The sequence below is a fragment of the Streptococcus dentasini genome (assembly GCF_053206945.1).
Genome location: NZ_JBRUHS010000005.1, coordinates 1 through 16,466 on the forward strand (window position 1 = coordinate 1; position 16,466 = coordinate 16,466).

The following is a 16,466-nucleotide window of genomic DNA, read 5'->3' on the forward strand; positions in this document are numbered from 1 at the left end:
GGCTATCACCTTTGGACACCTTGGAGGGAGAATATGGCAGGTGCCAAAGACCATAATCATTGGAAGCTGATAGCTGAACGAAGAACTATTGAAACCAGATTTTCGTCACTTTGTCGTTTATTTGATATTGAAAGACCACTAGCTAGAAGTCTTACTGGAATGGAATTGTTTTTACAGCAAGCCTTCTTTGCACATAACTGCAGATATTTCAACTAGCACCACAGGTATCCAATATAAACCCCTATTATTCCAAAGTGGATTTGTCCACTACAGAAATTAGAGAGTCAAATAAAATCGCATGAAATCAGGTTTAAACCTGGAAATTCATGCGATTTTTATATAGTTTAAAAAATGAAAACAAGTTATTTGTTTTTCAGTGATCAAATGAATCAGAAAGTTCACTAATAATGATTGTCGTGGGACTGAAAGCAGCCTATCGAGCTTCGCTCTTTACTTGTTCTGTAGCAACATCGTCACCAAACCATTTGTGCGAAATCTTCTGGAATTCCCCTGTCCGATAGAGTTCAGTGAAGGCCTGATTAACCTTCTTGACCAGCTTTTTATCAGCCTTTCGAGCACCAACTGCAAAATTTTCAGCTTCATAGCCCGCTGGCATAATATTATAGTCTGCCAGCTTGCCTTCCTGCTCCAGATAGTAATTAGCATAGACACGATCAATCAAGAGAGCATCTATCCGTCCAGCATCAAGGTCAATTAAGGCTTGGGTAAAGGTGGAGTATTGTATAGCCTTCTGGTCTTTAACCTGATTTTTCAAAATATCGGGTTCTGCTGTGAAAGCATCATAACCTGAGGAACCAGCCTGAGCTCCCAGAGTTTTTCCAGACAGTTGCGTGAGGCTATTAATCTCAGAAGATTTTTTGGTTACAACAACCTGCTGGTTAATCATATAAGGTTCTGTAAATAAAACCGACTGCTTGCGCTCATCAGTCATGGAATAGCCATTCCAAATCAAATCAATTGTACCGTTTTTAAGCTCAGTCTCTTTCATATCCCAGTCAATAGCCTGCCACTCTACCTTAATCCCATACTTTTTGAAGACTGCATTAGCCAGATCAACATCAAAACCTGTGTAGGAACCATCTTTTTCCTCAAACCCCATAGGTACAAAGGTAGCATCAAATCCAATTTTGATCGTCTTCTCTCTGGTATATGTTGACCATTGATCAGTCTGGGTGGCAAAGTTCGACCTAGAACTGCAGGCACCGAGAGTTAGGACCGATAAGAGGACAAGTATCAAGAGAGAAAGGAAATATTTTGCTAATCTCATCTATATACTCCCTCTGCTATTTAGGATTTATGCTCAGAATATCGTCAGCAACATTCTGGGCGAACTGCATATCATGGGTAATCACGATTTGTGTGATGCCCAGCTCACGGTTCTGCAAGATCAATTTTTCTACTTCCTGGCGCAGCTCCGGATCCAAGGCTGAGGTTGGCTCATCATAACCAATGATTTTAGGGTCAATCATCATCGCACGCGCAAAGGCAACTCGCTGCTTTTGACCGCCAGACAAGGAGAAAGGGTAGGCATCCGCATGCTCCTCTAAGCCAAGTTTGGCTAAGAGTTCTCTAGCCTTCTTAACAGCTTCATCCTTGGAAGCCCCCATTGTTTTCGTCGGTGACAAAATCAAATTTTCTAATACTGTCAAATGTGGGAAAAGCTGAAAATCCTGAAAAACAAAACCGAGGATATTTTCTGACTCTAGATGATTCAAAGGTACTTCTTTTTCCTGATAGATGACCTGGCCCGAATCGATTTTCTCAAGTCCTGCCAGCATACGTAGCAGGGTCGTTTTACCACCGCCAGAGGGCCCAACAACAGCAAGAATTTTCCCTTCTTCTACATTGAGATTGAAATCCTTAAAAATTTGCTTATGGCCGAATTGTTTAGAAATATTCTTTAATGTTAACATACGACCTCCTATTTATAAAAATTAAATTTTTTCTCGATACGTTTAGACGCAAGGGTTACAAGCCCAACTAAGATGAGATAAATAGCCCCAGCAACAAACATAGGTGCTAAGGTCGCATCGCGGTTGGCCGCCGTTCGACTTTCCAAAAGCAGATCACCAACTCCCAGCACATAAACCAACGAGGAATCTTTCACAAGATTAATCACCTCATTAAAGACACTCGGCAGCACAATCTTAATAACCTGCGGCAAGATAATATAACGAATCGTCTGCAGTTGATTAAATTTTAAAACCTTAGCTGCCTCATACTGTCCCTTAGGAATGGCAGCAATACCGCCACGGAAAATTTCTGCAAAGTAAGCCGCGTAGTTAAGAGTGAAGGCTAAAATCGCTGCTGGTAGACGATCAAAGACAATCCCCACACTGGGCAGTACATAATAAACAAAAATAAGCTGCAATAAGAGGGGAGTTCCTCGCATGATCCATATATAAATGGTCAGCAGCCAATTCAAAGGCTTGAATTTCAACTGCATGAGAAAGGCCAGAACAATCCCCAGTGGAATGGATAAAATAATAACGATGCAGAAAACCTGCAGGGTAACCCAAGCACCATTTAAAAGGGCTGGGAGAATTTCCAAAACGTACGACATAAATGCTCCTAGTGAGTTGATATGCTTTATTATATCAAATTTTCAGACACTTTGAAATATTATTTATTTTTATTCATATAAAAATGAAAAAAATACATTTGTCTGCTTCTCTTTGGAATTTCCAAAATCACTTATCGGCAAAACACATCCATAGCCATTTTCATCCTTTCCTAGCAAAATTTACTATGCTATAATGCTGGTAATTTTAAAAAAAGGAGACACCCTTTATGGTTAAAAGGATCGGGATTGTCAGTCTGTCCAGCGGTATCCTCGGAGAGGACTTTATTAAGTTTGAAGTGGACTTAGGGGTTAAACGCTTGGAGCAGTTAGGAGTGGAGGTCGTGTTTTTAGACCATGCCCTCAAAGGTATTGACTATCTGCGGGAGAATCCTCAAGCCAGAGCTCAAGATCTGCTCACTGCTTTTAAAGACCCCGCCATTGATATGATTTTATGCGCTATTGGCGGTGATGATACCCACCGTCTCCTGCCTTATTTATTTGACCATAACGAACTGCAGCAAGCGCTCCAGCAGAAAATCTTTTTAGGCTTTTCCGACACCACTATGAATCACTTGATGTTACATAAGCTGGGACTCACGACCTTTTACGGTCAGGCTTTTTTGCCAGATATTTGCGAATTGGATCACGAGATGCTGCCCTACTCCTTTCATTACTTTAAAGAGCTGATCAAGACAGGCCGTATCTCAGAAATCAGACCCAGTGCTATCTGGTATGAGGAGCGGACAGATTTTAGTCCCAAGGCCTTAGGAACCAGTCGAATTATGCATAAAAATGAGGGCTTTGAGTTATTGAAGGGAAATCCCCGATTTGAAGGAGCCATCCTAGGCGGATGTTTGGAATCTCTCTATCAAATTTTTGATTCATCACGCTATGAAGACAGCAGTGCCCTCTGTCAGCGTTATCAGCTCTTCCCCAGTTTGAGTGATTGGCAGGGAAAAATTCTCCTGCTGGAATCTAGTGAAGAAAAACCTGAACCTGCCCTTTATCGTACCATGCTGGAAACATTAAAAGCTACTGGTATTTTTGAGGTTCTGAATGGTGTGATTGTCGGTAAGCCTATGGATGAGACCTACTATGATGACTATAAACAAATCCTGCTAGAAGTGATTGATACGGATATTTCCCTCCTCTACAATGTCAATGTCGGGCACGCTACCCCTAGAGCCATCATTCCTTTGGGTGTCCCAGCCAAAGTGGATGCGGCCGCATCTGTCATTAGCTTTCAATCATAGTAGAAGACGAGAGCGAATTTTTGTCGCTCTCGTTTTTTCAGTAAAAAAGCCCAAGGCCCTTGCCTTGAACTTTATAGGGATTTATATTTTTTTAACAAACTCTGACTTGAGTTTCATGGCTCCAAAGCCGTCAATCTTACAGTCAATATTGTGATCCCCTTCAACCAAGCGGATATTCTTAACGCGAGTTCCCTGCTTAATGTCCTTTGGAGCCCCTTTAACCTTGAGATCCTTGATAACCGTAACGGTATCGCCATCAGCAAGACGAACACCATTGCTATCAAGAACGACTAAGCCCTCTTCTTCAGCAGCTTCGTTTGGATCCCATTCATAGGCACATTCTGGGCAGACTAAGAGGATACCGTCCTCATAGACATACTCCGAGTTACATTTAGGGCAATTTGGTAAAGACATACATTTTTCCTTTTCTAAAAATACTTACTAAGCTATTTTACCTTAATTCTGATGACTGGGCAAGCTCGTTTTGAACTATGGGTAACTGCCAGAAATCCTCACAGGTAAGGGGCTGCTACTCTTTAGAATAGTTCTTTTCTTTAACGTATACTGTCTGCCATTGTTTTGTGTAGAGTTTATAGTTACTTGATAAGGCTCTTTGCTGCCATAGCCGTTTGTATAGGTTACCGCAAACTCTAGTCTAAGATCGCCAGACTGAGGAAAGTAATTTTCTTCTGGATATTCCAATTTCATAATGATAGAGCGATAACTCTCTTTTCCTTGACCGCTGTACTATCCCAACTTGAAGGGTTATATACTTGATTTTCTAGAAAGAGCCCTCAGCTTCCTCTTGGATCTTAAAATCCTAATTTCCCAACTACCTAATGATTTGCAGGTAGGCTAGTAGTCTTTATCTTTCTTATCAACACTCAGGTAGACATGTTTATCCAATTTGTCTGGATTAGGCAATAACACAAACGCAGGCTAGTATAGGAATGTGATACTCTTCTTTCCCCTATTGATTGACAATCTTATCAATATCCGTTTCTTTTACTGAAGTCCTCTGTCTATAAGAACTACTCCCTTTCAAACTCTGAAGTTCCTGATAAGTCCAAGTATAGGCTCTTGCTCCTTTAGTTAGGCCATACTGAAATTGTGCAGTCAGATCAAAACTATCTATTCATTATAAAAACAACTAACACGATTAAAAATGTGAACCCGATAGCTCCACCAAAGGCTAGTATGAGCCCTTTTTTAAAGCTTTTGGCGTCTATCTTTTCAGGCACTGGCTTTGGATCTCGGCCTGAAAAGATCGGAGAATTATTTTCCTTGCCCGTCGAAAAAGCTGATTCAAATTCATTATCCTCTTCCATGCTTGCTACCTTTCTCTTTAGTGGATATCTAATTTGCTGACCATTGTTATCAGACTGTGACAATATTTTTTCTATCCTACCTAAGGACTTTCTCTTTAGCCCTGAGATAATATCGACCATCTTCGCACTTGTTAAATTGCAGTTCTTGCTCGTAATAGCCATCGCCATCATTCCGGGGTAATCAACCATTAAGCTTGTGCTCTAGTTTAAAGCTACCCAATTTTGATAGGAACAGTGGTGAGGCTCTTTCCCATTTCCCACTGAAATTCTTTTTTGCAAGATAGAGAACATCTTCAACAGGGCAAACCATATAAACAAAAAAACAGACGGCAAATCCAGCAGCAACTCATATCTGGCTCAGGGGAACATCCAGTTTGGCACGGATTCTTTCAGACGAACTTAAATAATCTGTTTTACTAGTGTCAAAGGCCCTATCAGCATTCTTATCTTTGGTCCTTACTCCATGCCCTTATCTATCAGTTAGCAGTCACGTCGATTATAGCATTTTTTAAGCTGTGCTAAATTACAATTCTATTAAGTCCCATAGGATTAAAATTAAAGGACAGCAAAAAAGAGAACAGATTTTACTCTATCCTCTAATCTCATCAAGGTTAATGTATGACTATTCTAAAATTTCTTACCGATTACAATATAAATGACTTCGAAAGGCCTCTTCTGCTTCCTTCATGGCGCTAATGAAATCCTGATAGCTAGTGCAGCCTTGGGGAATGGCGAGGCCGAGTTTTTCGACATTTACTGAATATTCTCGTTTTTCTTTTCTGCCCTGTAAGAGTTGATATTGGGTCGGTTCTGATTTTTTCTTATCTGGAAAGAGATAAAATCCTACTTTGGCGTCAAAGCGATACATATAGGCTACTACCTGCAAATAATCTCGTCCATTGATATTATCCATAGGCTTATATTTAGCATCCGCAACAACTGGTGAACCTGATAAGGAGAGAAAGTCTGGATAAATTCTTCCATTTCCATTTTGAAATAAGGAATAGCCGCCTGTCCTGTTCTTATTTTGAGGATGTTCAAATTCAGGCAGCAAGGTCGCTAGATATTCTTCCCAGAGCCAGGCGACATCAAAGAGAAGGCCGTGGATTTTTTGATTGGATTGATCCAGTCCATGCTTTTCTTGACTCAAAATCATCAGGCAAAGCCGCTGCAAAGTCCGATACTCATGATAGTAAGTATGACGGATAGGTTTATTTTGATTTTCTCTGATAATCTTAGTCCTATCTGACAATCGATAACTAGGTGTTACCCGTACAATTTCAGCTATATTTTCCTTAACTGAAGATGAGCTAGACAAAAGCGCTCTGCCATTGGGAACAGTATGCTGAATAAAGGCAATGGTGTGGCGAACCAGCTGCATGAGGACATTATCAAAGGAAAATTCCCTAGTTGAATAAGCTATTTTTCCTGTAAAAGGTGTGTTCTGCTTAATATGTCGGGCAACTTCTATTGTCCCTTTGACATGACTGTCATTGTAGAAAAAGTGCTGGTATTCCTTATAAAGCCCCTTGCGCAAGGCTGCCTCAAGATATTTGGGAAAAAGATAGATTAAAAGCTGGTACCAGCTGTCTTCCTGAGACAGGCCGACATCAAGGCTAGTCAGATTGAGCTGTAGAACCTTTTGCAGCATGTAATGCAGAAAGTAATCATCATCTCCATTGGCAAAACGAGAATGAATGCTCAAGCGCTCCTCCCCACAGCCTAGAAAACCGATGATATTTTGCGTTTTAATCTGGTCATTGACTGTCTCCAGCACCTTGCCATCTTTTTCCAAATCAAGAGAATCCAGCAAATCATGCGGGAAAATAAAGAGATTGTCCTCTTTGGAAAGACTTTCCAGCCTTCTATCCGGCAATTTTTCTGACAGCTGAGGGTAAGAAGTTTCAAATTTAGACTTAACTACTGAATCATTATCCGTCAGTCTCATCTGACTCTTCCTTTTCTATTAAGTTGTAAGCATTTTTTAGCTCTTTCAGTTTTTCTACCTCATCATAGGAACCACGCAGATAGTCCTCTAAAAGCGGCTGCAAATAATCGAACCAAAGCTCAGCTGCAGTTACTTCTCCCTTATCTAGATCCATAAAGTAAGATGGACCGATTTGATAATGCCGCCCAAGTTCCTCATTACTTTCAATAGCAGCATTCAATCGACTTAATCTACCTTTAACCTCTTCATCACTAAGCATCTCATCCGCTCTATCCTCTGCCGTCACCTCGACAAACCTGAAACGTCGGCGCATGGCAAAATCAAAAGTATCAACAGAGCGATCAATATCATTCATGGTACCAATGATATAGACATTCTCAGGAATATAAAATTTCTCATCCGTTTCATGTAAATTAGCGTATTGGGTTGATACTGCACCATCCTTACCGCGATAACCCGGATCAATGGCGAAAAACAACTCTCCAAAAATCTTGGAAATTTCCCCACGATTGATTTCGTCGATGATGAAGACGAAGGTTTTATCAGTAGTTGTTGCCGTTGGTTTAATATAATCGACAAGACCATACTTTTCTTTCAAATGTTTAACAATAGCTTTACGATAATTGTCTAATCCCCCCTTTGGAACACCTGAATCACCTTTGTAGATATTATAGCATTGTGCTTTATTATAAAAGAGACTAGCAGAACCTTTCTCCATAACACCAGACATTTCATTACGCATATATGCTATAAGGTGCATTGGTTTCCCAGTTAACGTCGTAATGTCATAAGAACTATCCGCATCAACATCGTTTACTGCCTCAAAAAATTTGTCCCAAGCCTCATCAAAATTATCTTGTCCACCAGATTCAGTAGCTTTCTTCGCTCTCTTACAAAATTTCTTGAAAACACCATCCTTCAACTCAAAGCCAATTTGACCATCAGCACTTGAGACAGGACGCAGCCCTTCCACAAAATCTGTGTAATCATAGGATGGGTGAAATTGAACAAAGCCAATTTGGTCATCATTTCCCCCAGTCAGTTCCTCAGCAATCTGCTTGGCAAGGTAGGTTTTCCCAGTCCCCGGTGCACCGCGGAGGATGAGGTTTTTAGATTTTTTCAAAATCTGAGCGTATTTACTATCATAAATATAACTAGATAGTGGTTCCTCTACAACATTTTGTTCTTTTTTATTATCTTTCTTAAAACTCACAAATGTATCATAAAATTGTTTTAGGGCTGAATTAGGTTCTTGTTCTGAATCCAATTCTAAGTCTTTAACTAAGTATTGAATATTCAAATCAGTATCGTGTCCATCAGGATGCCATTTAGCAACTTTAAATCCAGTAACTTCAAAATTTTCAAATATAGTACGAATATTAATCCAAGTGTTTTTGATATTACTATATTCATATCCAAAATAGGGTAACTTATTACAGCCGCTTCCATTCTTAGGTCCATAGCCTCTATTGAACATCTCAATTTTATAGGGAATATCATCAATAGTTACTGCAGGATATATTTCAGTTACCCCTTCTAATTTTGTTCTCTTCCCTTCTCCCCCCTTAATATTAATGTTTGCCTGTTCTACAAATCTCTTAAGTAACTGTTTAAATTCCATATAACTATTGGACATATCAAATATTCCCTCTGGCTTTCTTCTAGCAAATTTTGCTGTTATATTTAAAAGTTTCTATCTTACTGGTAGGCTGACATAGCTCATTTTAGCAGCTCTTCTTTAATTATACACCAATTTCAGAAAATTTAATAATCAATCTTCAGAGCTATAAAAAACGCCACAAAAAAGCAAGCTACCAATTTAGCTTGCTTTTGACATGACTGCTATCTGTCTCTAGATTGAAGTGACTGCATTTTCAATCTCTTTAATGAGATCTTGATCGTTAAGGCCTGTGACTTGGGCAATAACTTCTGGCAGTGGTTTGCTAGCCAAGAGGTCTTGCAATTCAACAGATTGCGGGTCTTCTGGATCATTGTATTTGAAGACAAAGGCAACGGTTTTTAAAAGATTATCATAGGAAAGACCGCGCTCTTTCAATTCACGAATAGGGCGGATAAAGCGCTCATCAAAGCCCAGTTTACGAATTGGTGTGCGAGCAACACGGGTCACATCGTCGACAATATAAGGATTTTCAAAGCGAGAGATAATGACCTTATGATAATCAACCAAGGCTGTTTCATCAAAGCCCCATTTAGCTATCAAGAGACTGCGGATTTCTCCCAAAACTGCTTCGACATTGGCTTTAACGGTTTCGTTTTTAAGCGCTTCGAGGATTGTCTGGGCACCATAGAAAGCACCTGTATAGGCAGATGTGGCGTGACCAGAGTTGACGGAGAAGAGCTTGCGCTCAATGAAAGGTGTCAATTCTTCTTCATAATGAACACCGTCCAGTTTTAACGCCTTATTTTTCATGCGGCCTGTTTCAACAACCCATTCTCTGAAGGGCTCAACAACCACAAAGAGAGGATCTTCATGACTCTGAGCTGGAACAATGCGGTCGACAGCAGCATTAGGGAAGCCCACATACTCTCTAGCATAGGCTAAGCCTGCTTCAGACAGGTATTTTTGAACTTCCACCCAGAGAAATTCGGACCCGCCAATCATATTTTCACAAGCTAAAACATCAATAACTTGCTCCTTGCCTGCTGCTTGGCGTGCTTCAATTCCCTTAGCAATCAATTCAGCAATAAGAGGCAGGATATTGGGACCAATCGCAGTGGTAATAATATCCGCCTGTGTGATGGCTGCGACAACAGCCTCTGGATCTTGAGCATTATTAATGCCGCTGACGCCTGAAACAGCGATATGGCGCTGTCCGTCCTCAGCAATTTCAATCTCATAACTGTGGCGCTCATTGAGGGCGTTGATAATGGCTTCATTAACATCAACAAAGGTGATATCAAAATTATTTTCAAATAAAACTTGGCCGATAAAACCGCGACCGATATTTCCGGCACCAAAGTGTACTGCATTTTTCATGTTTAAACCTCTTTTCCTCACTCAACACTATTTAATAGCCCAATGATAGCCTCTTCTGATTGCGCATCTGCTAGTTTAACAACATTGTCAACATCTGCACAGAAAATCGAAATCTTTTGAATCATCTCCAAGTGCTCATCACCGATACCTGCAATGCCAAATAGAACTGTAGCCACCTGCTTGTCATTCTCTGTCCCAAAATTAACACCTTTAGGCACTTGAACGACTGTAATACCGGACTTGAGAACTTCCTTTTTAGCATCATCCGTTCCATGTGGAATGGCGATAAAATTCCCCATGTAGACCGATAACTCTTGGTCACGGCGTACCATAGCATCGATATAGTCGGGATTAACATAGCCGCCATCAGCCAATACTTGACCGCAGTAACGAATGGCTTCTTCCTTATCATTAAAGTGCTGATTGAGTTTAATCAGTGTTTTTTCAAATTCCATAGTTAATTCTCCAAATCCTTGATGGTTTCTGTAAAAATCTTATTTAATAATTGATAGATAATCTCCTGATTACCAGTTTTGTAAATTTCTGTGTAGAGATGATTCTCAATGATAGATTGACCAATAGCTGACATCAATCTTTTGGTCTCAAGACTACTGTTTTCCTCGGTCAGCATGACTAGCAGCCGACTAACATTTTCCATTTCATGGTTCATTGACTGAACCTCAATCGTTTGGGTTAGGCTATAAACCATGAACTGACTTTTTTCCACCGCACGGGATTGCGTATGCAAAAGAGCTAGGCCCGTCTCTGGAATGGCAAAGGGGCTAAGCTCAAAACGTTTGAGCAATTTCTCTGTCAAATAAACGGTATCAGATATTGCTGTTAGATCAGCAATGGTCTCGGCCACAGTTTCTTCAAAAGAAGAGCTGTTATCCAAGCGACGCAGCTGAAAATGTTCCAATAAACTCTGGCTGGCCTCTAAATAAGCCTGCAGATCTGTTTTCCCAACAATTTCGATGCTGCGCTCCCGCTGCTGATTTCGGCGCAGCTGTACTGCCTGTAACTGCTCCTGTAGGTGCAGGATTTCAGCTGTATTGGGATAAGTTGAAATCGTATCGACACCTTGACTATCTATAGGACTTGTTGACAAAATGTAATCGTAATGTTCCAAATCTTCTTGGGAGAACTCATCCAGATGTTTTATCTGTACTGACTGAACAAAAGGGGCTACTGACTTTATTTTTGTAACCAAAAGCTCGACAGCTAAGGGACGTTGGTTAGTCAGCATTAAAACCTGAATAGGATAAATATCTGGACTTCGCCGAATACTTGACGCAAAATGCAGAGTAATCAATTCATATTCTGCTTCATTCTGAATATAGGCAGGAAATAAATCCTGAACGACCAAACGGATGATTCGATGAAGAAACTCATTTTGGTAAGCAATTACATGGGCCGTTGAAGACATCGACCGATCAGGAAAAAGATAAGGAATAGCCAAGCTCAAAAGTATATGATGAAAGAGAAATTTAAACAGCGTTTTATCCTTAATAAAGTTAATCTTTGTAAAAGATGAAACCTTATCAATCAAGTTAGTAACACTGTAAAAATACTGACTGTCGAAATTCTCAACATAGAGAGGATTCTCCTGACGCTTGATATAGAGCTCATCCAACTGACTGGCCCAATAGAGAATATCGTTCGTGCCATAGGCTTGAGCTGTCAGCCTAGCATAGCTGGTAAACAGTTCCTGAGACAACTCCAAAGCCTGTTTACTGACATGAAGAACGGTCTGAGGCTGACCAAAAAATTTCGACAGGGCCAGAAGACTAGTGAAAAACTGCAGGAGCTTGGGATCCATCTCTGGCACAAAAGATTGACAGTCTCGAAAGGTTTTTTTAGCCTCTTTAATCCTTTCTTGCAGTCTATCTGGAACATTGATTTTACCAGCTTTAAAATCAGCAGTTGAGACCATGTTGGTCAACAGCACTGCTAATAAATAGCGACGTTGCTCTGTAGTGACTTCCAATCGGTAGCCTTGCTTACGATCAAGCCTAGCATCGAAATCAGCTAGACGCTGGCTGATTTCATTGACGTCTTGAATAATCGTCACATTGCTAACCATGAAACGTTCTTGAAAATAAGCATTAGTCAGGGGAGTATCAGATAATAGTAAGTCTAGACAAATCAAGTTGAGACGCTCACTGCGGCTGTAATCCTCCATGCTATAGAGAGCGCTGAGCTTTGATATATCACCAGATAAACCGTACTTTTTGCGATCTTTAGCCAGGACAATATCAATTTGACTAAGGCTCTCAGTCAAATCAGCAAGGGTTCGATAAGCCGTCCGCTGCGATACATCTAAAATTTTTTGAATATCATCTACCGAAAGCTTTCCTATTTCTAGGAAAGCCTTAATCAATTTTTCTTCACGTTTGGTAAATATCATAGCCTCATTATACACTATTCTAGGATACCAAGTTTGCTGAAACTATTTGTGCATACGCGCGACCATCTTGTCATATTCAGGTGTTGTCACTAAACTGTCAACAATCAAGAATTGGGCGTGCGGCGCGAAGTGCTGGGCATCAGATTGATTAGCGATGGTTGTCACAATAAGGATATTCTTGGCATTGAAATTACCAAGTTGATCGTTAGCGACTTTAGATACTGGGATACCAATGTCGTGGTTCTTAAAGATTAGCTCCAGCGTAGCCTGCCCCATCGTTGCTGAACCTTCAGCTGTGCCATGAGCAAAGACGACTTCGTCAATATAGTTTAAATCAACATCTTCACTAGCTTCTTCGCCTACTTGATCGGCAGTTTCAGCACTCGCTTGCCCTTCACCTGCCAGCAGACCGACAATCTCGTCGTATTTAGGCGTTGCTAAGAAATTATCAACGGTGACATGGACAGCACTCGGTGTGCGCTCCGCTGCACGCGCTGCTAATTCTTCCTGTGTAACGATCAAGGTGTGATCCGTATCGGTTAAGTTAGAAATAGCCTTATTGGTAACTGGGATATCTAAGCCAGTCTTTTTTACCTTATCGCGCAGGATTGAAGCCCCCATAGCCGAACTTCCCATACCCGCATCACAGGCAAAAATAATTTGCTTAACATTATATGTCGTAATCTCCGTTGAATTTGATAGCGGTTGCTCTTCAGACTGACCCTTTGACTCTGCTTTTGCTGCTTGAGTTGCAGCCTGTGCATCCTCAAGCGAAGCTCCTTCAGATTTATCAGCTTTCAGAATAACAGCTCCAACAAGGAAAGAAACAACCGTCGCAACTAGAACACCACCCAAGACGGCTAAATGCGGACCTACACCTTTAGGGGCCATCAGCATAATGGCAATGATGGAACCAGGAGACGCAGGGGATTTAAGACCGGCATCTAAGAGCTGGAAGGTAAAAGTACCTGACACACCACCCGCAATAACAGCCAAGAACATGGCTGGTTTCATCATCACATATGGGAAGTAGATTTCATGGATACCGCCAAAGAAGTGGATAATCATTGCCCCCCATGATGAAGATTTGGCAGATCCCTTACCAAATAGAGCATAGGCAATAAGGATACCCAAACCAGGCCCAGGATTGGCTTCAAGAAGGAAGAAGACAGATTTACCAACTTCTGCTACTTGTTCGGTACCAAGCGGGGTAAAGATACCATGGTTAAGGGCATTATTGAGGAAGAGGATTTTAGCTGGTTCGATAATCACATTGGCCAGTGGCAACAAATGAACGTCCACAATGGCTTGAACCCCTTGACCAACCCATTCTGTCAACGTAGCAACAACCGGACCAACACCAAAGTAGGCCACTAACATCAAGCCAAAGCCGATGAGACCAGCAGAGAAATTGTTCACCAACATTTCAAAGCCAGTTTTGACCTTGGGTTGAACAATTTCGTCAAATTTCTTGATGCACCAAGCACCCAGAGGTCCCATAATCATTGCCCCGACAATCATGGTAACATTAGGTTTACCATTTGCTAAGATCTCTTGGTACTTAGCCACAAACTCACTAGCAGACATAGTGCTTGGATCCAAGGCACTGATGAGGCTGTTAACCATCAAGCTACCTTGTGTACCTGTAATAGCACCAAAGGTAGCGATAGCCCCAACAACACCGCCGCGGTGTTCGTAAATATTTTTACCACCTGTAAATCCAATCAAAATTGGAATTAGATACACCAACATAGGGCTGACGATCAGATTGAGCTGTGGATTTGGCAAATAGCCATCCGGAATAAACAAGGCTGTCAAAACACCCCAAGCAATTAAGGCTGGAATGTTTGGCATAACCATATTAGAAAGTGCAGTTCCTAACTTTTGGATTCTGACCTTCAAAGAATTACCTTCATTCATGGATAAATCCTCCTTTTTCTATAAGTCTATTATAAGAAAATTTTTTTTGCCACGACACTCAAATTTTGGCAAAAAAAAATTGTCAAAAATCCATAAAAAAGACCTAGCCCTCACAGGAAGGGCCAGATCCTTAAATAGTAACTTGTCTTTATTCCACCGTTACAGCTTTAGCAAGATTACGCGGTTTATCAACATCAAGACCACGTTGCAAAGATGCATAGTAGGCAATCAGCTGCGTTGGGATAACCATAGAAATGCTAGCGAGATAAGGATGAACCTTATTGACAATGATATCATCGCTATCTGTGTCTAATCCCTCTTCAACGACAGTCAAGACACTAGCTCCGCGTGCTGCAACCTCTTGAATGTTACCGCGCGTATGAGCTGCAATTTTTTCGTTAGAAGACATCAAGGCTAAGACTGGAACACCATCTTCGATCAAAGAAATCGTACCGTGCTTCAGCTCACCAGCTGCAAATCCTTCACACTGGATATAAGAAATTTCCTTAAGTTTTAAAGAAGCTTCCATAGCCACATAGTAGTCATTACCGCGGCCAATATAGAAAGCATTGCGGCTTGTTGGCAAAAGTTTAGAAACTTTTTCTGAAATCATATCTTTTTCAGACAAAGTTGATTCAATAGACTGAGCTACGATAGATAATTCGTGTACCAAATCAAATTCCAGAGCTTCCTTTTTACCATTTGCTTCACCGACAGCTTTGGCTAAGAAAGCAAGCGCTGCGATTTGGGCTGTGTAAGCCTTGGTAGAGGCAACCGCAATTTCAGGCCCTGCATGAAGAAGCATAGTATACGTGGCTTCACGCGATAAAGTGGAGCCCGGTACATTTGTTATAGTTAAGCTTGGGATACCAGCTGCATTAGCCTTAACCAGAACCTGACGGCTATCAGCTGTTTCACCTGACTGACTGAGCAAAACAAACATTGGTTTCTTACTCAGGAGCGGCATATTGTAACCCCATTCTGATGCGACACCCAGCTCTACGGGTGTATCTGTCAACTGTTCGAACATAGATTTAGCTGCAAAACCGGCATTGTAGGATGTTCCCGCTGCTAAAATATAGATACGGTCAGCTTCTTGGACAGACTTAACAATCGCTGGATCAACCGTCATATTGCCATCAGCATCCGCATAAGTATTGATGAGCTTACGCATGACCGTAGGCTGCTCATCGATTTCCTTAAGCATATAGAAAGGATAAGTCCCTTTACCAATATCTGACAAGTCTAACTCTGCTGTATAGCTAGCACGTTCCTGTACTTTACCATCGTAATCTTGCACCTGAACACTGTCAGCTTTAACAATAACCAATTCCTTATCATGAATTTCCATGAATTGATTAGTTTCACGAATCATAGCCATAGCATCGGAACAGACCATATTGTAACCATCACCAAGGCCGATCAAAAGCGGTGATTTATTTTTAGCCACGTAGATTGTACCTGCATCTTGAGCATCCATAAGGGCGAAAGCATAAGATCCTTCAATGATAGAGAGAGCTTTTTTAAAAGCAGAGAGAAGGTCGAGGTCATCTTCCTCAACAAATTTTCCAATCAGGTGCACAGCAATTTCGGTGTCCGTCTGCCCCTTAAAATCATGATCAGCTAAATAAGTATTTTTAATCTCTAAATAGTTTTCAATCACACCGTTATGCACCAAAGTGAAACGTCCTGTTTGTGATTGATGAGGGTGAGCATTGACTTCGCTCGCAGGTCCATGGGTCGCCCAGCGAGTATGTCCAATACCGGCTCTACCAAGGGTATCACCGACCTTATCAGCTAATTCTGCAATACGGCCGACAGCCTTGATTAGATGGTTAGTCTGCCCATCTGTGACATAGACACCTGCCGAATCATATCCACGGTATTCTAATTTTTCCAGACCTTGAATTAAAATATCTGTCGCCTGACTATTTCCGACAACACCGACAATTCCACACATACACACCAGTCGGCAGCCAACGGGCTGCCTCTCCTTTTCTTATTTCGTTTTAAATTGGTATAGTTTAC

13 protein-coding genes and 2 pseudogenes are annotated in these 16,466 nt (G+C 41.1%); 2 read left to right on the forward strand and 13 right to left on the reverse strand.

Annotated elements, in window-relative coordinates:
• Positions 1 to 216 (forward strand): annotated as a pseudogene (locus ACVR1G_RS05100) (IS982 family transposase); the annotation flags it as partial.
• A gap of 217 nt (positions 217 to 433) precedes the next feature.
• Here ACVR1G_RS05100 and ACVR1G_RS05105 read toward each other — a convergent pair.
• The 3 genes from ACVR1G_RS05105 to ACVR1G_RS05115 are packed head-to-tail and all read right to left on the reverse strand — an operon-like array spanning position 434 to position 2,584.
• Positions 434 to 1,288: an amino acid ABC transporter substrate-binding protein gene (locus ACVR1G_RS05105; RefSeq protein ID WP_447452121.1), complete on the reverse strand. Its 855-nt coding sequence runs from the start codon at positions 1,286 to 1,288 to the stop codon at positions 434 to 436.
• A gap of 16 nt (positions 1,289 to 1,304) precedes the next feature.
• The gene (locus ACVR1G_RS05110; RefSeq protein WP_447452122.1) at positions 1,305 to 1,934 is read right to left on the reverse strand and encodes an amino acid ABC transporter ATP-binding protein; all 630 of its coding nucleotides are present in this window, start codon (positions 1,932 to 1,934) and stop codon (positions 1,305 to 1,307) included.
• 8 nt (positions 1,935 to 1,942) lie between these two features.
• Positions 1,943 to 2,584 carry an amino acid ABC transporter permease gene (locus tag ACVR1G_RS05115; protein ID WP_447452123.1) on the reverse strand — a complete coding sequence of 214 codons (642 nt, stop codon included), beginning with the start codon at positions 2,582 to 2,584 and terminating at the stop codon, positions 1,943 to 1,945.
• Positions 2,585 to 2,811: 227 nt separating this feature from the next.
• On the opposite strand from ACVR1G_RS05115, the gene ACVR1G_RS05120 reads away from it, so the two are divergent.
• The gene (locus ACVR1G_RS05120; RefSeq protein WP_447452124.1) at positions 2,812 to 3,837 is read left to right on the forward strand and encodes a S66 family peptidase; all 1,026 of its coding nucleotides are present in this window, start codon (positions 2,812 to 2,814) and stop codon (positions 3,835 to 3,837) included.
• 81 nt (positions 3,838 to 3,918) lie between these two features.
• Here ACVR1G_RS05120 and ACVR1G_RS05125 read toward each other — a convergent pair whose 3' ends face one another.
• The 10 genes and pseudogenes from ACVR1G_RS05125 to glmS form a co-directional block, all read right to left on the reverse strand.
• Positions 3,919 to 4,251, reverse strand: a complete 333-nt coding sequence (locus ACVR1G_RS05125) for a zinc ribbon domain-containing protein YjdM (RefSeq protein WP_447452125.1) — start codon at positions 4,249 to 4,251, stop codon at positions 3,919 to 3,921.
• A gap of 75 nt (positions 4,252 to 4,326) precedes the next feature.
• A complete protein-coding gene (locus ACVR1G_RS05130) occupies positions 4,327 to 4,545 on the reverse strand; it encodes a hypothetical protein (RefSeq protein WP_447452126.1) in 219 nt (72 codons plus the stop codon).
• A 419-nt stretch (positions 4,546 to 4,964) separates the two neighbouring features.
• Complete coding sequence (locus ACVR1G_RS05135) at positions 4,965 to 5,354, reverse strand: hypothetical protein (RefSeq protein ID WP_447452127.1); 390 nt, start codon at positions 5,352 to 5,354, stop codon at positions 4,965 to 4,967.
• A gap of 448 nt (positions 5,355 to 5,802) precedes the next feature.
• The gene (locus ACVR1G_RS05140; RefSeq protein ID WP_447452128.1) at positions 5,803 to 7,113 is read right to left on the reverse strand and encodes an McrC family protein; all 1,311 of its coding nucleotides are present in this window, start codon (positions 7,111 to 7,113) and stop codon (positions 5,803 to 5,805) included.
• A complete protein-coding gene (locus ACVR1G_RS05145; RefSeq protein ID WP_447452129.1) occupies positions 7,097 to 8,749 on the reverse strand; it encodes an McrB family protein in 1,653 nt (550 codons plus the stop codon). Before ACVR1G_RS05145 ends, ACVR1G_RS05140 begins: the two co-directional genes overlap by 17 nt.
• Positions 8,750 to 8,965: 216 nt before the next feature.
• Positions 8,966 to 10,111 (reverse strand): mannitol-1-phosphate 5-dehydrogenase, encoded by a 1,146-nt coding sequence (locus tag ACVR1G_RS05150; RefSeq protein WP_447452130.1) that lies wholly within the window; start codon positions 10,109 to 10,111, stop codon positions 8,966 to 8,968.
• 17 nt (positions 10,112 to 10,128) lie between these two features.
• On the reverse strand, positions 10,129 to 10,566 hold the full coding sequence (locus tag ACVR1G_RS05155) for a PTS mannitol transporter subunit IIA (RefSeq protein WP_447452131.1): 438 nt from the start codon (positions 10,564 to 10,566) through the stop codon (positions 10,129 to 10,131).
• Positions 10,567 to 10,568: 2 nt separating this feature from the next.
• Positions 10,569 to 12,518 carry a BglG family transcription antiterminator gene (locus ACVR1G_RS05160; RefSeq protein WP_447452132.1) on the reverse strand — a complete coding sequence of 650 codons (1,950 nt, stop codon included), beginning with the start codon at positions 12,516 to 12,518 and terminating at the stop codon, positions 10,569 to 10,571.
• A 410-nt stretch (positions 12,519 to 12,928) separates the two neighbouring features.
• Positions 12,929 to 14,438: pseudogene (locus ACVR1G_RS05165) on the reverse strand (PTS mannitol transporter subunit IIBC); the annotation flags it as partial.
• 148 nt (positions 14,439 to 14,586) lie between these two features.
• Positions 14,587 to 16,398 carry a glutamine--fructose-6-phosphate transaminase (isomerizing) gene (gene glmS, locus ACVR1G_RS05170; RefSeq protein WP_447452133.1) on the reverse strand — a complete coding sequence of 604 codons (1,812 nt, stop codon included), beginning with the start codon at positions 16,396 to 16,398 and terminating at the stop codon, positions 14,587 to 14,589.
• Positions 16,399 to 16,466 lie beyond the last annotated feature (68 nt).

Bases quoted from the DNA above. Each gene is read 5' to 3' on its own strand.
- ACVR1G_RS05160 (WP_447452132.1), bottom strand. From the start codon at position 12,518: ATGATATTTACCAAACGTGAAGAAAAATTGATTAAGGCTTTCCTAGAA.
- ACVR1G_RS05130 (WP_447452126.1), bottom strand. From the start codon at position 4,545: ATGAAATTGGAATATCCAGAAGAAAATTACTTTCCTCAGTCTGGCGAT.
- ACVR1G_RS05120 (WP_447452124.1), top strand. From the start codon at position 2,812: ATGGTTAAAAGGATCGGGATTGTCAGTCTGTCCAGCGGTATCCTCGGA.
- ACVR1G_RS05110 (WP_447452122.1), bottom strand. From the start codon at position 1,934: ATGTTAACATTAAAGAATATTTCTAAACAATTCGGCCATAAGCAAATT.
- ACVR1G_RS05105 (WP_447452121.1), bottom strand. From the start codon at position 1,288: ATGAGATTAGCAAAATATTTCCTTTCTCTCTTGATACTTGTCCTCTTA.
- ACVR1G_RS05125 (WP_447452125.1), bottom strand. From the start codon at position 4,251: ATGTCTTTACCAAATTGCCCTAAATGTAACTCGGAGTATGTCTATGAG.
- ACVR1G_RS05150 (WP_447452130.1), bottom strand. From the start codon at position 10,111: ATGAAAAATGCAGTACACTTTGGTGCCGGAAATATCGGTCGCGGTTTT.
- ACVR1G_RS05155 (WP_447452131.1), bottom strand. From the start codon at position 10,566: ATGGAATTTGAAAAAACACTGATTAAACTCAATCAGCACTTTAATGAT.
- ACVR1G_RS05145 (WP_447452129.1), bottom strand. From the start codon at position 8,749: ATGTCCAATAGTTATATGGAATTTAAACAGTTACTTAAGAGATTTGTA.
- ACVR1G_RS05135 (WP_447452127.1), bottom strand. From the start codon at position 5,354: ATGGTTGATTACCCCGGAATGATGGCGATGGCTATTACGAGCAAGAAC.
- glmS (WP_447452133.1), bottom strand. From the start codon at position 16,398: ATGTGTGGAATTGTCGGTGTTGTCGGAAATAGTCAGGCGACAGATATT.
- ACVR1G_RS05115 (WP_447452123.1), bottom strand. From the start codon at position 2,584: ATGTCGTACGTTTTGGAAATTCTCCCAGCCCTTTTAAATGGTGCTTGG.
- ACVR1G_RS05140 (WP_447452128.1), bottom strand. From the start codon at position 7,113: ATGAGACTGACGGATAATGATTCAGTAGTTAAGTCTAAATTTGAAACT.